Raw genomic sequence first — 22,798 nt, 5'->3', positions numbered from 1 at the left:
GCGATACTCCTGCCGCGGCAACGCGTGTACGGCGGGCGCGGTAGTCACGCGGGCTGCGGGCCCTACGCTGATCTGGTTATGCCTGCGTTATACGGGCCAGGACAAACTGACGGGCATTTACGTCTTTGGGGGTGCGGTGCGGGTTTTGGTCGCCGAGGACGAGCGGATGCTCGCCGACTCGATCGCCGAGGGCCTGCGCGGCGAGGCGCTGGCCGTGGACGTCGCCTACGACGGGGACGCGGCTCTCGAGCGGCTCGGCGTGCACGACTACGACGTGCTGGTCCTCGACAGGGACCTGCCGCTGGTGCACGGGGACGAGGTGTGCAAGACGGTGGTCGAGCGCGGCTGGCTGGTACGGGTGCTCATGCTGACCGCGGCGGGCGACGTGCGCTCCCGGGTGGCCGGGCTGTCGCTGGGGGCCGACGACTACCTGCCCAAGCCGTTCGCGTTCGAGGAACTGGTGGCCAGGGTGCACGCGCTCGGCCGGCGGGCCAGGAAGGCGGATCCGCCGATGCTGGAGCGGGCGGGGGTGCGGCTGGACTGGGCGCACCGGCAGGTGTTCCGCGACGGACGGTACGTGCCGCTGGCGCGCAAGGAGTTCGGCGTGCTGGCCGAGCTGCTGCGCGCCCAGGGCGCGGTGGTCTCGGCGGAGACCCTGCTGGAGAAGGTCTGGGACGAGCACATCGACCCGTTCACGAACACGGTGCGCACGACGATGATGAAATTACGCAAGAAGCTCGGCGAGCCGCAGGTCATCGAGACCGTGCCGGGATCGGGGTATCGCATCCCATGAGCGTCCGCCTCCGTTTCGCCCTGGCCTGCGCCGCGGTGTTCGTCGTTCTCGGCGCTCTGGTGCTGACGGTCGTCTACTTCGTCGTGCGGTCGAGTCTCGAATACCGGGCCTCGATCTTCAACCCCGCGACCATCACGGTCCAGCGGGGCGGCTACGGCTATCTCTGGTCCGACCGGTACTCCGACGGGTACGAGCTGGCCCGCGGGTTCGGGCTCCAGGTGCGTGCCGCCTATCAGGACAGCACTCTCACCGGCGTGCGCAATGTGGGCGCCGTCGCGGTGCTCGCCGGGACGGGCGGGGCGTTCGCGCTCGGCTGGCGGACTGCGGGAGCCGTGCTCCGGCCGCTCAGGAACGTCACCGAGACCGCGCGGCGCGTCGCCCAGAGCCACGACCTCACCGGCCGCATCGGATACGAGGGCCCGCGCGACGAGGTGAAGGAGCTGGCCGACATCTATGACACGATGCTCGGCCGGCTGGCCCGCTCGTTCGACGGCCAGCGGCGTTTCGTCGCCAACGCCTCGCACGAGCTGCGCACCCCGCTCACGATCAACAGGACGCTCGTGGACGTGGCCGTGCGCAGGCCGGACGCGACCGAGGACGTCAAGCGCCTGGGAGAGTCGCTGCTGCTGGTCAACGCCCGGCACGAGCGCCTCATCGACGGCCTGCTCGCGCTGACCGAGGGCGAGCAGGCGGTGCTGGACCGGCGGCCGTTCGACCTGACGGACGTGGCCGAGCACGTGCTGGATCAGGCGGCTGCGGAGGCGTCCGAACGGGAGGTGACCATGCACCGGCTGCTCGACTCCGCTCCCACGACCGGCGAGGCGGTGCTGGTCGAGCGGCTCGTGCAGAACCTCGTGGAGAACGCGATCCGGCACAACCACCCCAAGGGCGAGGTGTGGGTGACCACGCGGCGGCGCGCCGATCAGGTGGAGCTGGTCGTGGCCAACACGGGGCTGCAGGTCCCGCCGTACGAGATCGAGACGATCTTCGAGCCGTTCCGGCGGCTGCACGGGGATCGGCTGCGCTCCGACCGGGGCAGCGGGCTCGGCCTGTCGATCGTCCGGGTGATCGCCGAGGCCCACGGCGGCACGGTCACGGCCAGGCCGAGGGACGAGGGCGGGCTGACGATCACCGTGGAGCTGCCGGTGGATCCGTCGGCTCCCTGACGTCCTCGTGGAGGTCCCACAGCTCCGTCTCCGGGACGCCGGCCTTGACGAGCTGCTCCCAGGTCGCCATCCGGCCGGCCGGATCGGCGAGCACGGCCCGCAGCAGCGGCCGCAGCTCGTTGTGGTCGGCGCCGGGCTCGGTCCACAACGCGCCCAGCGCCTGCTGCATGGCGGGCGAGCGGACCGCCGCCGTGCGCAGCAGCTCCTCCAGGATGGCGACGCGGTCGCGGTAGGGCAGGGCGCGCCCCTCCCCCAGCGCGCGCAGCAGCAGGTCGAGCAGCCGGCGGTGGCGCGGGCTCTGGCCGGTGGCGACGGCCACGACCACGTCGCCCATGCCGGAGGTCGCCGCCCGATCGGCGGCGCCGCCGAGCACGACGTCCTCCTTGCCGCCCTCGACCACGCGCTGCGCCGCCAGGGCGGTGATCAGGCCCTGCCAGCCCTCCTCCCCCAGCTGGCCCTTCCACAGGTGGGTGAACGACGCCCAGCGCTCCAGGTGGCCGGGTCCGGGCAGAAGCGACGAGACGGCGACCGGCTCCTCCGATGCGGCGACGATGAGCAGGGTGAGGTTCGCCGAGTACGCGGCAAGGCGCCGGGTCAGCGTGTGACGTACCGGGCGGAAACCGGTGAAATGGCGGCGGCTGCGCTCGTACAGGGAGCGCCGCAGCAGCCCGGTCAGCAGCTCGGCGCAGCGGGCCCGCACCGCGCTCGGCACCTCGTCGAGCAGCTCCAGGATGAACCCGACCGTCGCCGCCCGCTCGGCCAGGCACGAGTGGGAGGTGACGGCGTACAGCAGGTCGTCGTCCACGCTCTGCACCAGGGCGAGCGGCTCGTCGCCGGCGTGGCGGCGTCTCCTGTCCAGGTCGCGCAGCGCGTACACGGCCAGCCAGGCCACCAGGAACTCGCCGAAGGTGGAGTGCAGGAACGCGTGGCCGTTCCTGCGGACGAAGAAGAACCGCTCGGTGGCCCTGCGTACCCAGTCGACGGGGTCGTGCTCCTCCGCCCAGTCGTACTCGCCGCCGTGGCACAGGGCCGGCAGGTCGCGGTTGAGCGCCTCGTCGGTGATGACCTGGCGGCCGCGGGCCAGCATGGACAACGCCACCGCGCCCAGCATGACGAGCTCCTGGTCGATCAGCACGCGCCGCGCCCCGCCGGTCTCCCGTTCGGTGAAGTCCCTGAGCAGGACCTCATACAGGCGGGAACGCTTGAGCGGCGCTGATGTGCCGCGCTGCAGCGCGTTGCCGCCGGCGTCGTAGAGCGCGAGCAGGAGCAGCAGGAGCGGCTGCCTGGCCATCTCGCCGTGGGCAAGCGCGGCCTCGGCGGGCAGGGGCTTCAGGTCGCGCCTGGCCAGCAGGGCGCGGTTGGCCTGGTCCCAGATGTCGAGCCATTGGCGTACCTGGCCGTCCTCGAACGGCAGCAGCTGCAGCGCCAGCAGCCCGTCGGGGAACCTGATCCGGTCGGCCACCACGGTGCGGCTGGTCACGATCGCCGCGACCGGCCGGCCGTGCCCGGCCTCCCCGCGCTGGAACTCCTGGACCTGCGCCAGGTAGTCGTAGCGGTCGACGCCGCCCTGCACCAGCTCGTCGAACCCGTCGAGCAGGATGACCGGCAGCGCCCCGTCGGCGGCCGACACCAGCTCGGCGTACTCGACCTCCTCCCCCAGGAGCGCGCCGATGGCCTGCTCGATCTGCTCGGTGACGCTCGCCCGCGCCCCCACGCTCTGCAGGTCCACCCTGATCGGCAGGAACTCCGAGCGGGCCAGCCGGGCGGCCAGCACCTCGGTCAGCTTGGTCTTGCCCGAGCCCGGCTCGCCCAGCACGAGCAGCGGCGCCTGGGTGGCGCGCAGCGACGTGAGGTGCCCGACCAGGAACGCCTCGGTGTCGGGCAGCAGCCGCCGGCCCTCCCACCAGCTGCGCAGCGCGGGCGTGGCCTCGCGGGTGAGCTCGGCGGCGCGGCAGCGCGGGGTGAGGTAGCCCTCGCCGAGCAGCGGCAGGTAGACGTCCTCGGGCAGCTTGCCGGCCAGCAGGAGCGGCTGGTCGAGGGCGTTCGCGGCCATCCTGGCCAGGTGGATCACGGGGCTGTCGCCGACCCGGGGCGGCGCGAGCTCGGCCAGCAGCCACGCCACGCGCGACAACGCCGTGGCCGGTTGGGGGCGCTCGGTGACCAGGCTGCGCACCCCGAACTCGTGGCTGTCCAGCGCCAGCGACCGGTAGTCCTCGTCGTAGATCCGCAGCGCGTGCGCGGGCGGTCCCTCGGCGAGCATCCTCGGCAGCAGGAGCTGCTCGTCGACGGTCAGCTCGTCCCAGACGGACAGGCCGCCGGCGTATCCGGCCAGGGCCTCGGACATGCGCAGGTAGGCACGTTCCACGGCCTGACGGGTCTCGCCGTACGGCACGTGCGGCTCCGGGGTGGGCAGGCGCTCCAGCAGCAGCTCGGCCATCAGCCTGGCGAACCGCTCGCGGGTGGGCACCCCCCGCGCGATCTGGTCGCTGCGGTCGAGCTTGTCCAGCGTGAACGGCAGCTTCGCCTCGCCGAGGGCCTCGAAGTACGCCGAGACGACGATCACGGCGTGCGCGGCGGCCAGACGCTGGGTACGGGTGTGGCGGTCCACGCCGCCGCGCAGTTCGGGCATACGGCCCACGACGTTCTCGCCGAAGCGCACGATGGACGCGCGCATGTCGGCTAACCCCATCACCAGCTGCCCGGCGCCGGCCAGGGCCCAGCCGGTGCGCTCGGCGGCCGCGGCGAACCCGATCACCTTGGCCAGCCTGCCGTCCTTGCATCCGAGGATCCTCAGGGCGTCGGCGTAGCTCGGTGTCTCGATCATGCCTTCTCCCGGGGACTGGGATGTCCCATCATGCGCTGTATGCCGCGCTCGCGCAGGTTTCCCGTCACTTTCCGCCGAGTGCGTCGGCGATCTCGGGCAGCGCGGCCGGGTCCTCGATCGTGGACGGGGTGGCGTACGGCCTGCCGTCGGCGATGTCGCGCATCGTGGCGCGCAGGATCTTGCCCGAGCGGGTCTTGGGCAGCCGGGCGACCACCACGGCGCGGCGGAAGGCGGCGACGGGGCCGATGCGCTCGCGCACCAGCGCCGTCAGCTCGCGTTCGAGCTCCGCGGGGTCGCGTTCCGCTCCCGCCTTCAGCACCACGAAGCCGACCGGGAGCTGGCCCTTCAGCTGGTCGGCCACGCCGATCACGGCGCACTCGGCGACGTCGGGATGCGCGGCGATGACCTCCTCCATCGCGCCGGTCGAGAGCCGGTGCCCGGCCACGTTGATCACGTCGTCGATGCGGCCCATGACGTAGAGGTAGCCGTCGGCGTCCAGGTGGCCGCCGTCACCCGTCAGGTAGTGGCCGGGATAGCGCTCCAGGTAGGAACGCCGGAAGCGGTCGTCGTCGCGGTAGAGGGTGGGCAGCGCGCCCGGCGGCAGCGGCAGCTTGACGGTGACCGCGCCGTCGACGCCTGGCGGGCAGTCGTTGCCGTCGGCGTCGAGGATGTGCACGTCCCAGCCGGGCACGGGCCTGGTCGGGGAGCCCGGCTTGATCGGCAGGGGCTCGAGGCCGACGCAGTTGGCGGCGATCGGCCAGCCGGTCTCGGTCTGCCACCAGTGGTCGATGACCGGGATGCCGAGCAGGTCGGAGGCCCAGTGGTAGGTGTCGGGGTCGAGGCGTTCGCCGGCCAGGAAGAGGTAGCGCAGCCCGGACAGGTCCCACTTTTTGGCGAATTTTCCGGACGGGTCCTCTTTTTTGATGGCTCTGATCGCCGTCGGCGCGGTGAACAACGTCCGCACGCCGTGCGTGGCCACCACCCGCCAGAACGCGCCGGGGTCGGGGGTGCCGACCGGCTTGCCCTCGTAGAGCACGGTCGTGCAGCCGGCCAGCAGCGGCGCGTACACGATGTAGGAGTGGCCGACCACCCAGCCCACGTCGGAGGCCGCCCAGTAGACCTCGCCGGGCGCCGCGCCGTACACGTGGGACATGCTCCAGTGCAGCGCGACGGCGTGCCCGCCGTTGTCGCGGACGACGCCCTTGGGCAAGCCCGTGGTGCCGGAGGTGTAGAGGATGTAGAGCGGGTCGGTGGCGGCCACGCTGACGCAGGCGGCCGGCTCGGCGCCGCGTACGGCCTCGGCCCAGTCGAGGTCGCGCCCCTCGCCGAGCCCCGCAGTGCACTGCGGCCGCTGGAGGATGACGCACCGGTCAGGCCGGTGCGTGGCCTGCTCCAGCGCGGCGTCCAGCAGCGGCTTGTACTCCACGAGCCGGGCCGGCTCGATTCCGCACGACGCCGACAACACGACCTTGGGCCGGGCGTGGTCGATCCGCACGGCCAGCTCCCTGGCCGCGAACCCGCCGAACACCACCGAGTGCACCGCGCCCAGCCGCGCGCACGCCAGCATCGCGACCACCGCCTCCGGCACCATCGGCATGTAGATCACGACGGTGTCCCCGGCGCGCACGCCGAGGTCCCGCAGCATGCCCGCGGTCCGCGCCACCTCGTCGAGCAGCTCCGCGTACGTGAAGGTGCGCACGACCCCGGTGACCGGGCTGTCGTGGATCAGCGCCGCCTGCCCGCCGCGCCCGGCCGCCACGTGCCGGTCCAGCGCGTTGTGGCAGGTGTTGAGCCGTCCGTCGGGGAACCACCGGCCGTCGCCGAGAACGGTGGCGGGGGCCACGTCCCAGTCGATGCCGCGGGCCGCCTCGGCCCAGAACTCGTCGGGGTGTCCGATGCTGTGCCGGTAAGCCTCGTCATAACCGCCCACTTGTCGATCAGAACAGTCACTCGCCCCATGACGCAAGATGTTCCGGTGAGCAATGACCTGATCCTTTCCGTCGTGGTGGGCTCCCGGGCGTACGGGCTCCAGACGGACACCTCGGACACCGACCGGCGGGGCGTGTTCGCGGCGCCGACGGCCGCGTTCTGGCGGCTGGACAAACCGGCCACACACCGGGACGGGCCGTTGCCCGAGCAGTTCTCGTGGGAGGTCGAACGTTTCTGCATGCTGGCGCTCGACGCGAACCCCACCGTCCTGGAGTGCCTGTGGTCCCCCGTCGTGGAGCTGATCACGCCGGCCGGCCGGCGGCTGCGGGACCTGCGCGGGGCGTTCGTCTCGGCGAAGGCGCACAGCTCCTTCGCCGGGTACGCCGACGCGCAGTTCCGCCGGCTCGACCCGGCCGCGCCCAAGTGGAAGCAGGCCATGCACATGATCCGGCTCCTGATGAGCGGCCTGCACCTGGTGCGCCACGGCGAGCCGCTGGTCGACGTCGGGTCCTATCGAGAGCGGCTGCTGGCGATCAAGCGGGGCGAGATGCCGTGGGCGGAGGTGGACGCCTGGCGGGCGGCCTTGTCGGCCGAGCTGGCCGCGACGCCGAGCGTGCTGCCCGCGACGCCGGACCGGGAGCGGGTCGAGGAGTTTCTGATCGATGTACGTAAGGAGAATCTGTGAGCGTGTTGCCTGGCTGGCTTTCCGAGATCCCGGGTGAGCAGCCGTACCCGCTGGTGTTCGCGACGGTGAGCGGCGCCCACCTGTACGGGTTCCCGTCGGTGGACTCGGACGTGGATCTACGGGGCGTGCACGTGCTGCCGGTCGAGGAGGTGGCGGGGTTACGGCACGGGCCGGAGACGCTGGAGCGGACGTGGACGCGTGACGGCGTGGAGATGGACCTGGTCACGCACGACCTGGCCAAGTTCTGCCGGCTGCTGCTCGGGCGCAACGGGTATGTGCTGGAGCAGTTGCTGTCGCCGCTGGTGGTGGCGTCGTCGGCGGTGCACGAGGAACTGGTCGCCCTGGCGCCCGGGTGCCTGACGCGGCATCACGCTCACCACTATCTGGGCTTCGCGCGGACGCAGTGGGGGCTCTTCCTCAAGACCATGGAGCTGAAGCCGCTGCTCTACACCTTCCGCGTGCTGGCCACGGGGACACACCTCATGCGTACCGGGGAGCTGGAGGCCGACCTGACGCGGCTGTACGCGTACGGGCCCGCGTACCTGCCCGAACTGGTGGCGTTGAAGCGGGACGCCGAGCACGGGCGGTCGCCGTCCGTCCTGAGGGTGGAGGCGGACGTGGAGCGGATGACCGCGGCGCTGGAGGAGGCCCGGGACGCCTCGGCGCTGCCGGAGCGGGCGGCGGCCGAACACGCGCTGCACGATCTCGTGGTACAGGCCCGGCTGGCGGCGCCATGACGCTCGTCGGCCGGCAAGGGGCACTTCGGGCCGTCCATGGCGTGCTGGCGGCGGAGCCCGGGTGCCTCGTGGTGGAAAGCCTGCGGGGATCGGCAAGAGCCGGTTGCTGGAGGAGGCGGTGGAACGTGGGCGGTCGTCGGCGGGCGCGACGGTCGGCTCGTCGCCCGATGCCGTACGCGTCCGAGGACGGGGAATTGGCCGCGCGATGCTCTCGCAGGGCTCCCGTCGTTTGACGGGCGCTGCCGTGCACGCGTTTCCTGTACGGCCTGCTCGCCGGCCGTGTCGTGGCCGGCGGCTTAACCAGGAGATCACTCAGCTGAGCCGCAGGCGTGGGCATGCCTTGATGAGGGCCGGGTACTGGCCAAGGGCCCCCTTCTTCCGTCCGCTGGAAGGCCGTCACATGTCATGACCGCTGCCAAGATGCCCGAACACCCCGCGCATCCGCTCGATACCGCTCTGGAAGCGCTGGCCAGCGCTTTTGCCGACACTGTGACGGTGATCAGGGCGACCTCTGATGATCAGGCCGCGCTCGCCGGCGCAACCCGGGTCAGCGACATGCTGGAGGAACTGAGCAAGGCCGCCTCCAGCCTGCGCACCACGATCATCGTGGACATTCGGGGCCGATTGATTCGCTCGGCAGTAGGCCCGGCAGCGGCTCACGCGCGGCACACGTCGTGACCTGCCGTCGAGCCTCAGCGGTCTCATACGGCCTGGGGAGGATCCCCGCAACAGGCAGTCGGCCGCGGAGTGGGGGCGGCGCGTGCACTAGCGTCCCCTTATGGCTTCTTTCGCCAGGCTGGCCGGGCGGGCGGTGACAGGCGCCGGAGTGCTGGCGCTGTCGCCGGTCCTGGGGCTGGCCACGCTGGCCGGGATGGCGATGGTAGGCGCGGAGCCGACGGCGTTCGTGGTGACGGGCCTGGCGGTCTTCGCGTCGGTGTTCTTTCTGGGCCTGCTGCTGTGTGTGCCGAGGCCGAGGGTGGCGTGGGCGCGATGGTTACGCGCGGTGGTGATCCTCGGGGTGGAGGCGACGGTGGTCTGGCAGGTCAGCGTGGCCACCTTGCGCCCGGCTCCGTCCCACGCTCCGCCGGCGCCGGTGGCCGGGCAGCGCGAGTGGCGGCTGCCGACGGGCTCGGAGCTGGCGTACGTGCGGCTCGCGCCGAAGCGGGTCACCCGGCCCGACCCCGTGGTGTTCCTGCACGGCGGCCCGGGTGTGGCGGACCTGGCGGGGTCGTCGGCGTTCTTCGGGAAGCTGGCGGCGGACGGCTACGAGGTGTACGTCTATGACCAGCTCGGGGCCGGGCGCTCGGCGCGGCTGCGGGACCCTCGGGGGTACGGGCTGACGCGCGACGTGGAGGATCTGGAGGCCATCCGCCAGGCCGTGGGCGCCGAGCGGGTGAACCTGATCGCCCAGGACTACGGCGCCCAGCTCGCGGCCGCTTACCTGGCCGCGCATCCGGACCGCGTCGCGACGGCGGTGCTCTCTTCTCCGGCCGGGCTCTCCGCGGCCGGACCATCCCAGGAGTCCCCCACCGTGTCGTTCCCCGCGTCTCCCACCGAGCCGTCCCAGGGGGCACCCGCCTGGAAACCGCAAGGGCGAGAGCCGGACGGGAAGGTCGAGGTGGCGGCGGTGTTCGGACGCGACGGGACGCCGAACCCGCGCCTGCTCGCCCTCTCCACGCTGCTACGGGTGAGCCCGCAGGCGGCGCACGCGTTCGCGGGCGACCGGGAGCTGGACGCCTACCTCGACCTGGTCCGCGAGGAAGTCCCGCGTCCTTGCCCCGCCGCCGCAACCGGTTCCGGGGGTTACGTCGGCCTGACCGGGCGGGCCGCGCCGGACTCGCTCAGGCTGCGGCTGGTCAAGGTGACGGCGCCCGTACTGATCGTCAAGGGCCAGTGCGACGAGCAGAGCTGGGCGTCGGCCCTGGAGTTCCGGCGGGCGCTGCCCTCGGCCACACTCGCCTACCTCGGCGGCGGCACATACCAGAGCCAGGCGTATCTCGGGCTCCTGCGGACGTTTCTGTCCGGCCGTCCGGTGCCCGCCTACGAGGGCCAGGGCCCGCCCTCTGGGTACCGAGGCCCCGCCTGACCGGCCTCGGGCGGTGCGCCACTGCGTCCTGCTGCCACACCACCCGTGGCTGAGACTCGGCAGCCGAAGGGCCGGGCGGTGAGCGGCCACGTGACGGCGGGTCGCTCGATCGTGCTCCTGGGCGTGGACGGTCAGGTCGTGAGCTTGGGGAGGACGGCATGGGCGTCGCGCTCCGCGATTTCGATGCCGAAGCGGTCGCTCAGGGTCGTCGCCAGCTCCTCCGCCGTCGTCACCGGAAGGTCCTCCAGGCGGATCCGCGTGTCCGCCGTGGTCCGCTGGACGAGCACGTGGTGCCGGAAGGGCGACTGCGGGTACTCCGAGACGTAGAAGTTGGCCACCTCGAAGTCGCTCGGATAGTGCGGCTCGTCGGGGCGGAAGGCGTACAGCTGCGTCTCCTCGGAATCAGGCCCCGAATGCAGCACCCAGAAGTCGCCGTCGCGCCCCAGCCGCCACCGCCACGTGCCCGACTCCAGCGTGGCGCCGTCCTCGAACGGCATCGGCTCGACCAGTCCGTCACCCCCGAACCCGACGTCGGCCAGCCACGTGCGGCTGTCCACTACCACCGTCAGCGTGGCGTGGGAGCGCGGCAGGTGGTAGCGGCCGAGCCGGATCCTGGCCAGGTGGCGTTTCAGGGTGAAGCCGAGGCGTTCGAGCGCGGCGGCGAACAGCAGGTTCTGCTCGTGGCAGTAGCCGCCGCGCCCGCCCGTCACCATCTTGTCCTGCAGACTGTCGAGGTCGAGGCGGACGCCGCGGCCGAGGAGCACGTCCAGGTTCTCGAACGGGATGGCCTGGACGTGCGCCAGGTGCACGGCGCGTAACGTCGCCGCCGTGGGGGCGAGCGGGCCGTCGTAGCCGATCCTGGTCAGGTACGCGTCCAGGTCGAGTTTCTCAATGTCCCATGTCATACGATCAACAATGACGGGTACGACGGCCCGCGCGCATCATGTGTTCACGGGATTATCCGAGCTCCGCGGCGTCCGCACCGTCCGCCGCGATTTCCGGCTTGGCGGACAGGACCAGCCGGATGGCGAAATTTCGGTAACCGGCCCGTTCGAAGGCCCGCGCCATCGGCACGTTCCCCATGTCCGTGTCGGCCACGATCCGCTGCACGCCCCGCTCGGCGTGGAAGCGGGTGATCTCGGCGAGCAGGTCGTCGACGTACCCGTGGCCGCGGTGCTCGGGCACGACGCCGAGGTAACCCACCACCGGTCCGGCGTTGTTGGCCGACGGCAGTGCGACCCCGACCAGGTCCCCGTCCTTGGTGTACGCCAGCCGCCACCACGACCGGTCCCCCGGCATCGACTTGTAGACGTCGACGTCCTCGCGCGCCTGCGTCTCCGGGTCCATGGTGAGCAGCCCCTCCCGCGTGTCGTAGTCGAGCGAGCCCTCCGCCACCCGCCGGAACGCCGCGACGAACGCCTCGTCGTCGTCATCCCCGCGGAACACCAGCCGCTCCGACGGCTCGGGCACGGGCTCGTCGGCCGTCCACTCGTACCGTAGGCGCTCCAGTTCCTCCGTCAGCCCGGCGCGCCCGGCCGCCTGCCACCGCCAGGCGATCGCCGCCGTGGCCTTCGGATCGCCGCGCCAGCCGTTGGAGAGGAACACGTGGTACGCGGGCCGCTCCCCGGACGCGGCGAACGCGTGCTGGAGCAACTCGGCCGCCAAGCCCACGCGATCATCGACAGACGGATGGACGTACAGGCAGTCCATCGCGAGCGGCGGCTTGTCGCTGCCGGGAAAGCCCCACCAGACGGCGCGGGCCAGGATCCGGCCTTCGTCGTCCTCGGCGATCCAGATACGGTCGTAACGGTAGTTCCCGCTCTCCAGGAACGACAGCAGGCGCTCGGGATGGGCCCAGCTGATGGACTCGTCGACGACGCAGTCGAGCAGGCGGTCTAGATCAGCCTCGACCGCGGTACGGAAAAGCATGATTCCTCCGAGAAGTGAAAGCGGGCGCCACGAGCGCCCGGGGCAGTGCCGACATCTCAGCGCCTCCTTTCTTCCGACTTTTCGGCGTCAGCGGGCACTCTAGCGGAAATATCACGACAGGATGGGCTCGTGAGGTCCTACGACGACGACACGCTGCCCCTGCAGCCTCCGATCCGGCTGCCCGACGAGGCCACGCTGGCCGCTGCCGTACGCGGCGCCCCGCTGGCCGAGGAGCTGAAACCCGAGGGCGACGACGCGGAGGTGCTGGCCGCCTGGGCGGATCACTGCCGGGAGCGGCTGGCCACCGAGGAGGGCCTGCTGCTGGAGCTCATCCGGATGTTCCTGTCGCGGGAGCCGGCCAAGGGCGACATTCCCGAGACGCTGTCCGGGCTCGGCCTGGTACGCCAGGCGGAGCCGTACACGCTGAGCTGGCTCGGCCTGTGGGCGGCGCGGCTCATCATCGCGGACACCACCGGCCAGGAGATCCCCGTCATGGGGTCGCTCGCGGACGGCGACGCGGCGGCGCTGCTGCACGGCCTGCGCTCCTATCCGGAGGCCGAGCGCGGCGAGGAGCTGGCGGGGTGGCTCAAGAACAGGGACACCGACGCGGCCGCGGCGGCGGAGATCGCCTCGGTGCTGGGCACAGTGAGCCCGCTGAGCCGCGCCGTCGGCGTGGAGCTGCTGTGGTCGGACCTCGGCGAGGACGGCCGGCTGGCGCTCTCCAGGTTGCTGGAGGAGCCGAAGCTGGGCGCGGTGATCGCGGCCAGGTCCGGGCGCGAGGATCGTCAGCCGGTGCCCGAGGAGATCGCGTGGGTGCTGGTGGACATGGCGGCGGCGCTGCTGGAGTTCGGGGACGAACCGGGCGAGGTGATCAACTCCATCGCCATGGGCATGAACTCGGAGGAGCAGACGAACACGATCGCGATGCTGGCGTTCGGGGACCATCCGTGGACAGGGCGGGTGCTGCAGGTGTTCATCGACCACCATCCGGACGAACGGGTCGCCGCCGCGGCCCGCAAGGCCCTGCGCCGGCTGCGTGGCCTGGGCGATCTCCGTACGTGACCGGTCGTGTCCGGGCGGCTTCCCGGTAGAGTCGGCTCGGTGACGAAGCATACGATCTCCCCACAACGCGGCATCCTGGGTGAGGCGTTCGCCTGTGACTGCGGCGTGCTGCTCGGCGGCCGCATGACCGCCGAGCTGCATGCCGCCGAGAACGGCCTGTGCTCGGCCTGCCTCGGCTCCGCCGAGGAGAAGCTCGCGCCGGGTCTGGCGCGCGGCTGCTCGTCCTGCGCGGGAAGCGGGCGGCGCAAGAGGCAGATCACCTGGCAGCTGGCGTACGCCGAGGCCGAGAATCTCATCACCCTGAGCGTGGTACGCGGGATCGTGGCCGGTTTCGACGGCCCGTTCCGCCTGTCGGAGATCGCCGACACGGTGCGGTCCGGTCTCGGCCTGCCCGCCGGACGGTTGCCCATCGGGCCGCGGGTGCGTGACCTGCTGCTGCAGTTGCAGGCCGCGGGCGAGATCGCCATGCTGTCGGCGCCCGACGAGATGGTCGGCGACGACATGGTCCTCTACCGCGACCCGCAGTGGCAGCGGGCCCGCACCCTGGGCTTCTAGCACCCGGCCCGCCCAGGGCTAAGCGCGGCAGAGGATCTCGCCGTGCAGGATGGACAGCCAGCCGTCGCCGGCCGCCGCCCACTCCAGCCACCCGTCCGAGATCCGCCGCAGATCGGCCTCCGTGGCGGCGCCCGTGGCCAGGGCCTGCTCGGCCATGGAGGAGCGCACGACCCGCTCGGCCCACATGCCGCCCCACCAGGCACGGTCTTCCGGCGTGGCGAAGCACCAGGTGGACGAGGTGGCGGTGACGTCCTCGAACCCCGCGGCCCTGGCCCACGACAACAGCCGCCGCCCGGCGTCCGGCTCGCCCCCGTTCCCGCGCGCGACCGTCTGGTACAGCTCCAGCCACTCGTCCAGCGCCGGCACCAGCGGATACCAGGTGAACGCCGCGTAGTCGCTGTCGCGCGCCGCGACGTACCCGGACGGCTTGGTCACCCGGCGCATCTCGCGCAGCGCCCGCACCGGGTCGCCGACGTGCTGCAGCACCTGGTGGGCGTGGACGACGCAGAAGGTGTCGTCGGCGTACGGCAGGTCGTGCACGTCGGCGACGGCGAAGTCCACGTTGCCCAGTCCCCTGGCGGCCACCTCGGACTTCGCCAGGTCCAGCGCCTCCGCGGTGACCTCGGACGCCGTCACGTGGCCGACCAGGCCCGCGAGGTCGGCGGTGATCGTGCCGGGGCCACTGCCCACGTCCAGGAGCGCCATGTGCGGCTTCAGGTGCGGCAGCAGGTACGCGGCCGAGTTCTCCGCGGTGCGCCAGCGGTGCGAGCGCAGCACGGACTCGTGGTGGCCATGCGTGTAGACGGCGTCCATCGCCAAACTCCTTCGTTTGCTCCGATACCGATCACCCTAGCGTTCGTCTCACCATTCAAGAGAGAATGTCTTGTTATGTGAGACAGTAGACTTGCGGCGGAAGGTTCCCGTTTCTGAGGAAGGCGTTGGTCGTGGGAGAGGTCCGGCCGATCGTGCATGTGGGCGACCCGGTGCTGCATCATCCGTGCGAGCCGGTCACCCGGTTCGACGACGAGCTGGCGGCACTCGTGGCGGACATGTTCGCGAGCATGTACGCGGCGGAGGGCGTGGGCCTGGCCGCCAACCAGATCGGCGTGCCGCTGCGCGTGTTCGTCTACGACTGCCCGGACGCGGACGGCGTGCATCACAAGGGCGTCGTCGTCAACCCGACGCTGGAGCTGCCGGAGGTCGGTGAGCGGCAGCTCGACGCCGGGGACGAGGGCTGCCTGTCGGTCCCCGGCCAGTACGCGCCGCTCCCCCGCCCCGACCACGCCACCGTGCACGGCTTCGACGCCGCCGGACAGCCGGTCACGGTCGAGGGCACCGGGCTGCTGTCGCGCTGCCTGCAGCACGAGACCGACCACCTCGACGGCCACCTCTACATCGACCGCCTGCCCGCCAAACGCCGCAAGCAGGTGCTGGCCGCCTACCGCGAGGCTCACGCCTCCGCTGTAGCGGACAAGACACCGCTATAGTGGAGGAATGGACGGCGAAGGGGTCCTGTCCACCGGCCTGTCGATGGCCGAGCTGGGACAGCGGATTCGCGGCGAGCGACGGGCGCGCGGCTTGTCGATCGAGCGGCTGGCGGAGCTGAGCCGCATCAGCAGGAGCATGGTGTCGGACGTCGAACGCGGCGCCAAGACGCCGACCGTGCTGGTGCTCGACCGGCTGGCCACGGCGCTCGGCACGTCGATCGGGCGGCTGCTCGACGAGCCGGCGCACGGCGCCATGCGCGTGCTGCGCCACGGCGAGCAGCGGGTGCTGCGCGACCCGTCGGGCTGGGAGCGGCGGGTGTTGTCACCGGTGCTCAGCGACGTGGAGTTCGAGTTCATGCGCACGACCATCGGGCCTGGCGTGGACCCGGGCGAGTTCGAGCCGCACGCGCCCGGGTCGCGGGAATACCTCGCGGTGGAGCACGGCAGCCTGCGGCTGACCATCAACGGCAGGGCGTACGTGCTGGAGCAAGGCGACGCGTGCTACTACCCGGGCGACTGCCGCCACGCCTTCGCCAACGACGGCGCCGTCGACTGTGTGTACTACCTGGCCATGGAGCTGGGAGGAGTCGGGCACCACGAACCACGGAAGGAACAGCTCGATGAATGACCTGCGCCCGCCCGCCGCGAACGGCACCGGTGGTTCCCACGAGGACGGCGCGCACGGTACGTACGGCGAGGATCTGCGTGCGGCCGGTGCGAAGGCGGCCGCGATCGCGGCCGGGCATCTCGCGGGCGTGGCCGGTCGGCCGGTCTGGCAACCGGTGCCGGCGGCCGAGCGCGCCTGGCTGAGCGATCAGGAGCTGCCCGAGGCCGGGCGCCCGCTGGACGAGCTGCTCGAGGACGCCCGCACGCACGTGCTGCCGCACCCGATGGGCAACGGCCACCCCCGCTTCTTCGGCTGGGTCAACTCCCCGCCCAACCCGGCGGGCGTGCTCGTCGAGCCGCTGGCCGCCGCGCTCAACCCCAGCTGCGCCGGCGGCGACCACGCCGGGCCGCACCTGGAGCGGGCGGTGGTGCGCTGGCTGGCCGAGCTGGTCGGGTTCCCGCATCCGCCCGGCGGTGGGCTCCTGACCAGCGGGGCGTCAATGGCCACGGTGATCTGCCTGGCCGCCGCCCGACAGCGGGCCGCGCTCGCCGACGGCTGGGACGCCCGCGAGGAGGGGCTGTCCGGCCGGCCGCCCATGGTCATGTACGTCACCGAGGAGGGTCACAGCTGCCTGCACAAGGCCGCCCAGCTGCTCGGCCTGGGGGCGCGGCAGGTGCGCACCGTGCCGGTTGACGCCGCGTACCGGATGGACGTGGGCGCGCTGCGCGCCATGGTGGCCGAGGACCTCGACGCGGGGCGGCGGCCGTTCTGCGTGGCGGGCAGCGCGGGCACCGTCAACTCCGGCGCCGTCGACCCGCTCGACGAGATCGCCGACGTGGCCGCCGAGCACGGGCTCTGGTTCCACGTGGACGGCGCCTACGGCGCGCTCGGCATCCTGGCCGAGGGCGCGAGCTCTGCCGCGCCGCACTACGCGGGCCTGGACCGGGCCGACTCCCTGGCGCTGGACCCGCACAAGTGGCTGGGCGTGCCGGTGGGCTGCGGGTGCGCGTTGCTGCGCGACCCGTCGGCGGCAAGGGACGCGTTCAGCCTGGTGCCGTCGTACCTGATCGACGACAACGCCGGCGAGCTCGGCTGGTTCGCCGAGTACGGCCCCGAGCAGACCCGCCCGTTCCGCGCGCTGAAGACCTGGGCCACCATGTCCCACCTAGGCCGCTCCGGCATCGTGAGCCTGGTCAACCACACGGCGGGCCTGGCCCGCAGGCTCGCCGTCATGGTGGAGGAGGCCTCCGACTTCGAGCTGCTCGCCCCGGTCACCACGTCGATCACGGCCTTCCGCCACCGCCCGCACGACGGCGACGGCGACGGCGACGGGCTGGACGCGCTCAACCGGGCGATCCCCGGCGCGGTGCAGGCCCGCGGGAACGCGTTCCTCACCGGCACCCGGCTGGGCGGCCGCGACGCGCTGCGGGCCTGCTTCCTGCACCCGGACACCACCGAGCGGGACCTGGTCGTGCTGCTGGAGGAGATCCGCCTGGCGGCCAAGTCCCTCCGGACGTGAATCGCTCACTCGCCCGGGTAGGAGGTCGGCCCGGACCGACCTACAGGAGGATTCCCATGGCGAAAACCGTAGCGGACGTGATGACGTCGCATCCTGCGACGATCGAGGGCGACCAGCCGGTGTCCGTCGCCGCGGCGCTGATGCGCGAGAACGACGCGGGCGCCGTGATCGTCAACGACAACGGCCGCATGGCCAGCATCGTCACCGACCGCGACATCGCGGTGCGCGTGGTGGCCGACGAGAAGGGCCCGCAGACGCCGGTCCGCGAGGCCTGCAGCCCGTCGGTCGAAGCCGTCGGCCCCGACACCAGCATCGACCAGGCCGTGCAGCTCATGCGCTCGCACGCCGTGCGCCGCCTGCCGGTGGTCGAGGACGGCCGCGCCGTCGGCATCGTCAGCCTCGGCGACCTCGCGATCGAGCGGGACCCGAACTCGGCGCTCGGCGACATTTCGGCCGCCGAGGGCAACCGGTAACGTGGCCGCGTGGTCACAGTCGAGGATGTACGGCAGTTGGCGCGCACGCTTCCCCGCTCATCAGAGCACCTCATCAGGGACCGGGTGAAGTTCCGCGTAGGCAAGATCGTCTACGTGGCGTTCTCGCGGGACGAGACGCTCATGGGCTTCGGGTTCCCCAAGGAGGAGCGCGAGGCGCTGGTGGCGGCCGAGCCGGACAAGTTCCTCATGCCGAGGGAGTCCGACCTGCGCTTCAACTGGGTGGTGGCGCGCATGGCCGCACTCGAGGTCGCGGAGATGCGCGAGCTGGTGCTGGAGGCCTGGCGCATGTGCGTGCCGAAGAAGGTGCGCCTGGAGCAAGAGCTCGCCGCCGGTCGCTGAACTCAGGCAAGCCGGACGTTGACTCAACCGATCCGGACGCTGACCTCAGGCGAGCCGGGTCGACGCCGAGCGCGCTGAGCTCATGCAAGCCGGGTCGACGCCGAGCGCGCTGAGCTCATGCAAGCCGGGTCGACGCCGAGCGCGCTGAGCTCAGGCGAGCCGGTCGACGCCGAGCGCGCTGATGAGCAGGCGTTCCTTGCGGTTGCCGAGCAGGCGGGCCGTCCAGTCGACGAACCCGCCGTCGCCGACCTCCAGCCCACCGCCGTAGATCTTGTAACACAGGCCGGTGTAGTAGCCCCGGCCGCTCTCCCTGTCCGGGTCGGGTTTCGCGTCGAGCGATGCGGCCACGCGCTCGAAGCGTTCGTCCAGGACCGTGACCCGCGCCTCGGGGTCCGGCATCCCGCAGGCGCGTACAGCCTTGGAAAGGATGGCCAGGTGCTCGGCCGCGTGCCGGCGTTCGAACGCCAGGTCGCCGGTGTCGCGGCCCGCCGTTACCAGGGCGAAGAGGGTGAAGTGGGCGAAGAAGGCGGCGCCTTCGAAGCGCTGGGCGCGGGTGACGCGTTGCAGGGCGGCAAGGCGTACCGGCTCGGACCCCGCGGCGGCGCGGCGGCGCAGCGCCGCCTCGAGGGCGAGCGCGTTGGTGGGGTCGGCGGCGACCTCGCTGTTCCTGACGGTGGAGACGACCTTGTTCTGGTCCACCGGGCCGACCGCCGAGCAGGCGCCGAGGGGTGCTACCGGGGCCAGCGTGACCACCTCGACGTCAGCGGGAAGCGCCGACAACACGGCGTCCTCCGCCCGCCGCAGCCTGGTGAACGGGATCGGGGCGGGGGCGACGAAGCGGTCCTGGCCGTAGCGGCGCAGCACGTCGGCCGGTGAGAGCGCCTGGGCGCGGCGCCGCATCACCTCCAGCAGGAGTGTGGTCAGGTCGGCGCCGGACAGGCGTCCGGCCAGGACGTCGAGGATTTCGCTTCCGCCCGCCTGCATGAGCACCCGGTCCAGTGCGCTCGTTCGCTCCGTCATCCCCCACCCCTATCACGGGGATTCCCGCCAACGCCCGTCATTTTCGGGCCGCCCGAATCCGCGTGGTGGAGAGTGCGTCACCAGTTGGCCGGCTCCGCGAGCGCGTAGGAAGCGGTGATCCTGGCGTGATCGTGGTAGATCGACAGGACGCTCTGCCCGCTCGGCGTGCCCTCACGCCAGCCCGTGCAGTAGATGCCCGACGACCACCGGACGGTCTGCGACGTCTTGGGCAACACCGCGACGCCGGTCCGGCTCCACGTCTTCTGCCCGTTGACCCAGACTTCGAAGGCGCCGTCGGTGGCGTGGAACTTGAGCCGGGTGACGATCCTGATCCACGTGCCCCGGAGGTTCGTGATCTTCCCTAGGGTGGCGGCAAAGCCGCCGGAACCGCCGAGCCTGAGCTCGTCGTTCTGGACGTACATCAGCTCCCAGGGGCCTTCGGGGTCCTCGGGAGACCACTGCTGGAAGGTGACGTTCTGGTTGTGGAACTGCCAGGTCGGCGGCAGGTAGATGGCCTGGCCGTAGTAGCGGTCCTGGCCCACGGCCTGTGTACGGTGCTGGATGGTCTCGGAGTGGTATCCCCCGCCCTCGTTGATGTAGGTCTGCCGGGCCTCGATGGCGGTGGCGCCCTTGTAGACGGGGCTGCCGACCGTGCGCAGCACGCCCTGCTTCTGCGGTTTCTGCGGGAAGCTGTTCCAGCCGGTCAGGGTCCCGGTGTCCTGGAAGTACACGCCGGCGGGGAGATCGGCCAGGGGCCGGGCCCACTTCTGGTTCGTGCCGGTCGTGCAGGTCTGGATCTTCACCTCGGTGCCGTTGGGGCTGACGCCGCCGCCGGTGACGTCCAGGCACAGGCCCGAGTGGTGGCCGGTGATGGTGCCGTTGGCGTTGAGCGTCCATTTCTGGTTGGTGGCGCCCGTGCAGTTCCAGGTCTGCACGGCGGTCCCGGGCGCGGTGCCGCGGCCCTGGACGTCGAGGCATTTGACGTCGCTGCCGCTGTAGACGCGCAGCTCTTGGGCGTCGGTGTAGGTCCACTCCTGGTTGGCCTTGCCGTTGCAGTCCCACACGATGGCCTTGGCGCCGGGTTCGGTGCTGAGGCTCTGGACGGTCAGGCAGCGCAGGGAGGCCTGGCCGACCAGTGTCACAGGGGGGTCGGCCGCGGCGGCGGGGACCGCGGGCGCCAGCGCGGCGAGCAGTCCAAAGAGGACGATGATGACTCGTCGGGGCATGTGATCCTCTTTCTCGGGGGGTTCTGGTCGGCGAGTATCACAGCCCTACAACCCTCAGTAAAGTTTCTTTAGCATTATTCAAGGTCGCTCGGCAATGCGGCGGCGATAGAGGTGGAAGCCGAGACCGCCGAAGATCACCATCGAGGCGATCGCGTGGGGCGCGATCCCGACCCACACGTCAGCATGGCCCTCGAGGCGCAGGTGGCCGTGGAGCAGGAGGGGCGTCGAGATCGCGTTGCTCACCGTGTGCAGGGCCACGCCGGGCCAGATGGAGCCGGTACGCACTCGCATCTCGCCGTACAGGACGGCCAGGGCCACGATGCCGACCAGGAACGCTGGCAGGAACCACGGCCACGGCAGGCTCGTCGTCGCATTCGATGGTGTCAGGTGCGCCTTCATGGACCGCCAGCGCATACGCTCCGGCCCTGTCTAGGCACACCACACGGGCTCCAGGGTGGTCGGTCAGCCAGCGTTTGAACGGCTCCGCGTCGCCGCCGTCCAGCACGTCGATCACCTTCCCGGTGCCCATTCCACGATGACCGTCCCGTAGCGGCCCGACTGCGAAGCGCGAAATCATCAACCTCGACAACCTCAGGAGCCGGGGTGAGCTCGGGTTCGGGGAGCGCTCGGATCAGCCTTATCAGCGTGGTCGGGTAGACAACGATCCGCAGCAGTCCAGCAAGGCGGGCGCCAGCCCGGCCGGCCAGCGCCAGCGCGATGTTCTCCAGCATGTCCAGCAGTTACACGCTGGGCCGCCGGTACGGCAAGGTCAGCCCTGGCACCTGTTCGGTGAACGTCTTGGTTCCGCACGCGGAATTCACGCAGATGTACCGCCCCGTACGGCCAGGCAGATCACCACGGGCCGGCCACCGACCACGCCATCGTGGACAAGACGTTCATAGCGAGCATGTACCCGAGACGATTCTGTTCCACAGCCCGGACATGATGCATGAGCCGTGCGGGTTCGCGCGGTGATCCGCAGGCTGTCAGCGTCGGCGACGACTCGTTCGACCTGCAGGTTCTTCAACTGCGGCAGGAACAGATGGACGCAGCAGGCTCCCGTTCCTGCTCCGGCGTACTGCACAATGGGCTCCCAGCCGCCCGCTTGTAGACGATCACGTTCTTGGTCGAACGATCTTCTACATAGCGGCCGCACCCATGCACGGCCGGTTACCTAATCGCGATCATGATCATGATCCGCCTGTGCTTCTCCTCCTCGTCACGGTGCGCAACGAGGTCACGAAATCCGCCGCAGAGCCCTTCTCCCTGACAAGCGACAACGGCTGTTCTGCCCGAGCGCGAAAGAGCGAGGCAGCAGGGTCGTCACCGGCCAGGGCCACCCCTCGATGAGAATCCAACGTGGCCGTGCCTCTTTAGCGAGGACATGATCCACCACCACGAGTGCTCCTCACTTCGGATGATCATCTCAGTGGGCGGCACATGGTGATCCCTCGCGATCCCCAACCATGATTATCCGACAGCACTGGCCCGGTCAATCGCGAACAGCCAGTTTGTCGAGAGGAATGGGTACGAGCGACACCATGCCCGGCTGGATGCTGTCCTTGGCCGACCGCCGAGCATGGGCCCCTGACTGCTCCTCATTGGGATGTCTCATCCTTTTGGCATGAACCCATGTCGCGCAGCCGGCAGCAGACACCTACATAACGTGCTCCAGCAGGATGCGTCCTCACGAGCTACCTAAGGCTATCCCAATCAATTTCCGGGTCTTCGACGAACTCGGTAATGGGTGGACGGTCGAAACGTTGCCCGTTCATTTCGCCGGCAACCCAACTGATGCACTCGGGCCGCTCTCCTGTGCCCACACGGCAGAATTCTTCCACCACGGTGCGGATCCGGGGAATCGGAAGCGTGCTGGTCGGGTCATGGAACAATGGATAGTGAGGGTCCGACACAACGCGCGGGTCAAAGTCAGGGGGTTCGGAATTATCGGATATCCAAACTGACTCGTAAATCTCTCCCCCTTTGGGAAATTCTTGGTTGACGAACCAGACCGCAGCTCCGTAACCAGTGTGTCGGTTGATCGCGACGCGCAAGTAACTTTTCGCCACCGGGGCTTCATCGCTGTCCCCCCGTTCGGCAAGTCGGAACCAGGCGTCATCTCCGGGATAAAAGGCGCCGTCGGCCTCTTGTTCTTCTCCGCGCAGGCTCTCCATCGCTTCGGTGATGAGCCGAGACGTCGCGTCCCAGCTTTCACTATAGTGCACCTCATTATTGAACAATACACTGAGAATCATGACCTATCACTTCCGTTGTCGTTGAGTCTTTCGTGTTGAGTGATTCTGTGGTTTTGCAGAAGAGAGATGGCGTTGTGCAGGATAC

23 protein-coding genes are annotated in these 22,798 nt (G+C 70.7%); 13 read left to right on the top strand and 10 right to left on the bottom strand.

Annotated elements, in window-relative coordinates:
• The first annotated feature begins 136 nt into the window (after positions 1 to 136).
• Positions 137 to 793, top strand: coding sequence for a response regulator transcription factor (locus EDD27_RS14690; protein WP_127932936.1), 657 nt, complete (start codon positions 137 to 139; stop codon positions 791 to 793).
• Positions 790 to 1,959: a sensor histidine kinase gene (locus EDD27_RS14685; RefSeq protein ID WP_127932935.1), complete on the top strand. Its 1,170-nt coding sequence runs from the start codon at positions 790 to 792 to the stop codon at positions 1,957 to 1,959. Before EDD27_RS14690 ends, EDD27_RS14685 begins: the two co-directional genes overlap by 4 nt.
• Here EDD27_RS14685 and EDD27_RS14680 read toward each other — a convergent pair.
• Together EDD27_RS14680 and EDD27_RS14675 are read right to left on the bottom strand one after the other, a co-directional pair.
• On the bottom strand, positions 1,922 to 4,783 hold the full coding sequence (locus tag EDD27_RS14680) for an NACHT domain-containing protein (protein WP_127932934.1): 2,862 nt from the start codon (positions 4,781 to 4,783) through the stop codon (positions 1,922 to 1,924). The two genes, EDD27_RS14685 and EDD27_RS14680, sit on opposite strands and share 38 nt — an antisense overlap.
• Positions 4,784 to 4,847: 64 nt before the next feature.
• Positions 4,848 to 6,713, bottom strand: coding sequence for a propionyl-CoA synthetase (locus tag EDD27_RS14675; protein ID WP_127932933.1), 1,866 nt, complete (start codon positions 6,711 to 6,713; stop codon positions 4,848 to 4,850).
• 45 nt (positions 6,714 to 6,758) lie between these two features.
• Between EDD27_RS14675 and EDD27_RS14670 the strand changes: the two genes are divergently transcribed.
• From EDD27_RS14670 to EDD27_RS14655, 4 genes are all read left to right on the top strand, one after another.
• On the top strand, positions 6,759 to 7,397 hold the full coding sequence (locus tag EDD27_RS14670) for a nucleotidyltransferase domain-containing protein (RefSeq protein ID WP_241564045.1): 639 nt from the start codon (positions 6,759 to 6,761) through the stop codon (positions 7,395 to 7,397).
• On the top strand, positions 7,394 to 8,134 hold the full coding sequence (locus EDD27_RS14665) for a nucleotidyltransferase domain-containing protein (protein WP_127932931.1): 741 nt from the start codon (positions 7,394 to 7,396) through the stop codon (positions 8,132 to 8,134). The genes EDD27_RS14670 and EDD27_RS14665 overlap by 4 nt, the downstream gene beginning before the upstream one ends.
• 405 nt (positions 8,135 to 8,539) lie before the next feature.
• Positions 8,540 to 8,812, top strand: coding sequence for a hypothetical protein (locus EDD27_RS14660; protein ID WP_127932930.1), 273 nt, complete (start codon positions 8,540 to 8,542; stop codon positions 8,810 to 8,812).
• 100 nt (positions 8,813 to 8,912) lie between these two features.
• Positions 8,913 to 10,220 (top strand): alpha/beta fold hydrolase, encoded by a 1,308-nt coding sequence (locus EDD27_RS14655; RefSeq protein ID WP_127932929.1) that lies wholly within the window; start codon positions 8,913 to 8,915, stop codon positions 10,218 to 10,220.
• A 131-nt stretch (positions 10,221 to 10,351) separates the two neighbouring features.
• On the opposite strand, the gene EDD27_RS14650 is transcribed toward EDD27_RS14655, so the two are convergent.
• Positions 10,352 to 11,125: an arylamine N-acetyltransferase family protein gene (locus EDD27_RS14650; protein WP_127932928.1), complete on the bottom strand. Its 774-nt coding sequence runs from the start codon at positions 11,123 to 11,125 to the stop codon at positions 10,352 to 10,354.
• 52 nt (positions 11,126 to 11,177) lie between these two features.
• Positions 11,178 to 12,149, bottom strand: a complete 972-nt coding sequence (locus EDD27_RS14645) for a GNAT family N-acetyltransferase (RefSeq protein ID WP_127932927.1) — start codon at positions 12,147 to 12,149, stop codon at positions 11,178 to 11,180.
• A gap of 129 nt (positions 12,150 to 12,278) precedes the next feature.
• Here EDD27_RS14645 and EDD27_RS14640 point away from each other — a divergent pair, with 129 nt between their 5' ends.
• Positions 12,279 to 13,211: a hypothetical protein gene (locus EDD27_RS14640; RefSeq protein WP_127932926.1), complete on the top strand. Its 933-nt coding sequence runs from the start codon at positions 12,279 to 12,281 to the stop codon at positions 13,209 to 13,211.
• 39 nt (positions 13,212 to 13,250) lie between these two features.
• A complete protein-coding gene (locus EDD27_RS14635; RefSeq protein ID WP_127932925.1) occupies positions 13,251 to 13,766 on the top strand; it encodes a hypothetical protein in 516 nt (171 codons plus the stop codon).
• 18 nt (positions 13,767 to 13,784) lie between these two features.
• Here EDD27_RS14635 and EDD27_RS14630 read toward each other — a convergent pair whose 3' ends face one another.
• A complete protein-coding gene (locus EDD27_RS14630) occupies positions 13,785 to 14,579 on the bottom strand; it encodes a class I SAM-dependent methyltransferase (RefSeq protein ID WP_127932924.1) in 795 nt (264 codons plus the stop codon).
• A gap of 131 nt (positions 14,580 to 14,710) precedes the next feature.
• Here EDD27_RS14630 and def point away from each other — a divergent pair, with 131 nt between their 5' ends.
• From def to EDD27_RS14605, 5 genes are read left to right on the top strand one after another with little or no spacing between them, the layout of a single operon-like run.
• On the top strand, positions 14,711 to 15,253 hold the full coding sequence (def, locus tag EDD27_RS14625; protein ID WP_127932923.1) for a peptide deformylase: 543 nt from the start codon (positions 14,711 to 14,713) through the stop codon (positions 15,251 to 15,253).
• Positions 15,254 to 15,260: 7 nt separating this feature from the next.
• Positions 15,261 to 15,881 (top strand): helix-turn-helix domain-containing protein, encoded by a 621-nt coding sequence (locus EDD27_RS14620; RefSeq protein WP_127932922.1) that lies wholly within the window; start codon positions 15,261 to 15,263, stop codon positions 15,879 to 15,881.
• Positions 15,874 to 17,379, top strand: coding sequence for a pyridoxal phosphate-dependent decarboxylase family protein (locus EDD27_RS14615; protein WP_127932921.1), 1,506 nt, complete (start codon positions 15,874 to 15,876; stop codon positions 17,377 to 17,379). Before EDD27_RS14620 ends, EDD27_RS14615 begins: the two co-directional genes overlap by 8 nt.
• A 56-nt stretch (positions 17,380 to 17,435) precedes the next feature.
• Complete coding sequence (locus EDD27_RS14610; RefSeq protein WP_127932920.1) at positions 17,436 to 17,852, top strand: CBS domain-containing protein; 417 nt, start codon at positions 17,436 to 17,438, stop codon at positions 17,850 to 17,852.
• 9 nt (positions 17,853 to 17,861) lie between these two features.
• The gene (locus tag EDD27_RS14605; RefSeq protein ID WP_127932919.1) at positions 17,862 to 18,212 is read left to right on the top strand and encodes an MmcQ/YjbR family DNA-binding protein; all 351 of its coding nucleotides are present in this window, start codon (positions 17,862 to 17,864) and stop codon (positions 18,210 to 18,212) included.
• 150 nt (positions 18,213 to 18,362) lie between these two features.
• Here the strand turns inward: EDD27_RS14605 and EDD27_RS14600 are convergent, their stop codons facing one another.
• The 5 genes from EDD27_RS14600 to EDD27_RS14580 form a co-directional block, all read right to left on the bottom strand.
• Positions 18,363 to 19,232 (bottom strand): hypothetical protein, encoded by an 870-nt coding sequence (locus tag EDD27_RS14600; RefSeq protein WP_206641411.1) that lies wholly within the window; start codon positions 19,230 to 19,232, stop codon positions 18,363 to 18,365.
• A 77-nt stretch (positions 19,233 to 19,309) separates the two neighbouring features.
• The gene (locus tag EDD27_RS55490) at positions 19,310 to 20,458 is read right to left on the bottom strand and encodes an RICIN domain-containing protein (RefSeq protein ID WP_206641410.1); all 1,149 of its coding nucleotides are present in this window, start codon (positions 20,456 to 20,458) and stop codon (positions 19,310 to 19,312) included.
• Between the two features lie 78 nt (positions 20,459 to 20,536).
• Positions 20,537 to 20,857 carry a CPBP family intramembrane glutamic endopeptidase gene (locus EDD27_RS14590; protein ID WP_127932918.1) on the bottom strand — a complete coding sequence of 107 codons (321 nt, stop codon included), beginning with the start codon at positions 20,855 to 20,857 and terminating at the stop codon, positions 20,537 to 20,539.
• A gap of 418 nt (positions 20,858 to 21,275) precedes the next feature.
• Complete coding sequence (locus EDD27_RS58620; RefSeq protein WP_164903613.1) at positions 21,276 to 21,542, bottom strand: transposase family protein; 267 nt, start codon at positions 21,540 to 21,542, stop codon at positions 21,276 to 21,278.
• Between the two features lie 610 nt (positions 21,543 to 22,152).
• Positions 22,153 to 22,713 (bottom strand): Imm1 family immunity protein, encoded by a 561-nt coding sequence (locus EDD27_RS14580; protein ID WP_206641409.1) that lies wholly within the window; start codon positions 22,711 to 22,713, stop codon positions 22,153 to 22,155.
• Positions 22,714 to 22,798: the final 85 nt, after the last annotated feature.

The sequence above is a fragment of the Nonomuraea polychroma genome, from assembly GCF_004011505.1.
GTDB lineage: Bacteria > Actinomycetota > Actinomycetes > Streptosporangiales > Streptosporangiaceae > Nonomuraea > Nonomuraea polychroma.
The sequence above is the reverse complement of the archived record's forward strand: the minus strand, read 5'-3'. Positions and strand labels throughout refer to the sequence as shown.

What these genes read in the sequence shown, in the direction of transcription:
- EDD27_RS14685 (WP_127932935.1), top strand. Translation starts at nt 790, where the DNA reads ATGAGCGTCCGCCTCCGTTTCGCCCTGGCCTGCGCCGCGGTGTTCGTC.
- EDD27_RS14680 (WP_127932934.1), bottom strand. Translation starts at nt 4,783, where the DNA reads ATGATCGAGACACCGAGCTACGCCGACGCCCTGAGGATCCTCGGATGC.
- EDD27_RS14660 (WP_127932930.1), top strand. Translation starts at nt 8,540, where the DNA reads ATGACCGCTGCCAAGATGCCCGAACACCCCGCGCATCCGCTCGATACC.
- EDD27_RS14655 (WP_127932929.1), top strand. Translation starts at nt 8,913, where the DNA reads ATGGCTTCTTTCGCCAGGCTGGCCGGGCGGGCGGTGACAGGCGCCGGA.
- EDD27_RS14650 (WP_127932928.1), bottom strand. Translation starts at nt 11,125, where the DNA reads ATGACATGGGACATTGAGAAACTCGACCTGGACGCGTACCTGACCAGG.
- EDD27_RS14645 (WP_127932927.1), bottom strand. Translation starts at nt 12,149, where the DNA reads ATGCTTTTCCGTACCGCGGTCGAGGCTGATCTAGACCGCCTGCTCGAC.
- EDD27_RS14630 (WP_127932924.1), bottom strand. Translation starts at nt 14,579, where the DNA reads ATGGACGCCGTCTACACGCATGGCCACCACGAGTCCGTGCTGCGCTCG.
- EDD27_RS14620 (WP_127932922.1), top strand. Translation starts at nt 15,261, where the DNA reads ATGGACGGCGAAGGGGTCCTGTCCACCGGCCTGTCGATGGCCGAGCTG.
- EDD27_RS14615 (WP_127932921.1), top strand. Translation starts at nt 15,874, where the DNA reads ATGAATGACCTGCGCCCGCCCGCCGCGAACGGCACCGGTGGTTCCCAC.
- EDD27_RS14610 (WP_127932920.1), top strand. Translation starts at nt 17,436, where the DNA reads ATGGCGAAAACCGTAGCGGACGTGATGACGTCGCATCCTGCGACGATC.
- EDD27_RS14600 (WP_206641411.1), bottom strand. Translation starts at nt 19,232, where the DNA reads ATGACGGAGCGAACGAGCGCACTGGACCGGGTGCTCATGCAGGCGGGC.
- EDD27_RS55490 (WP_206641410.1), bottom strand. Translation starts at nt 20,458, where the DNA reads ATGCCCCGACGAGTCATCATCGTCCTCTTTGGACTGCTCGCCGCGCTG.
- EDD27_RS14590 (WP_127932918.1), bottom strand. Translation starts at nt 20,857, where the DNA reads ATGAAGGCGCACCTGACACCATCGAATGCGACGACGAGCCTGCCGTGG.
- EDD27_RS14580 (WP_206641409.1), bottom strand. Translation starts at nt 22,713, where the DNA reads ATGATTCTCAGTGTATTGTTCAATAATGAGGTGCACTATAGTGAAAGC.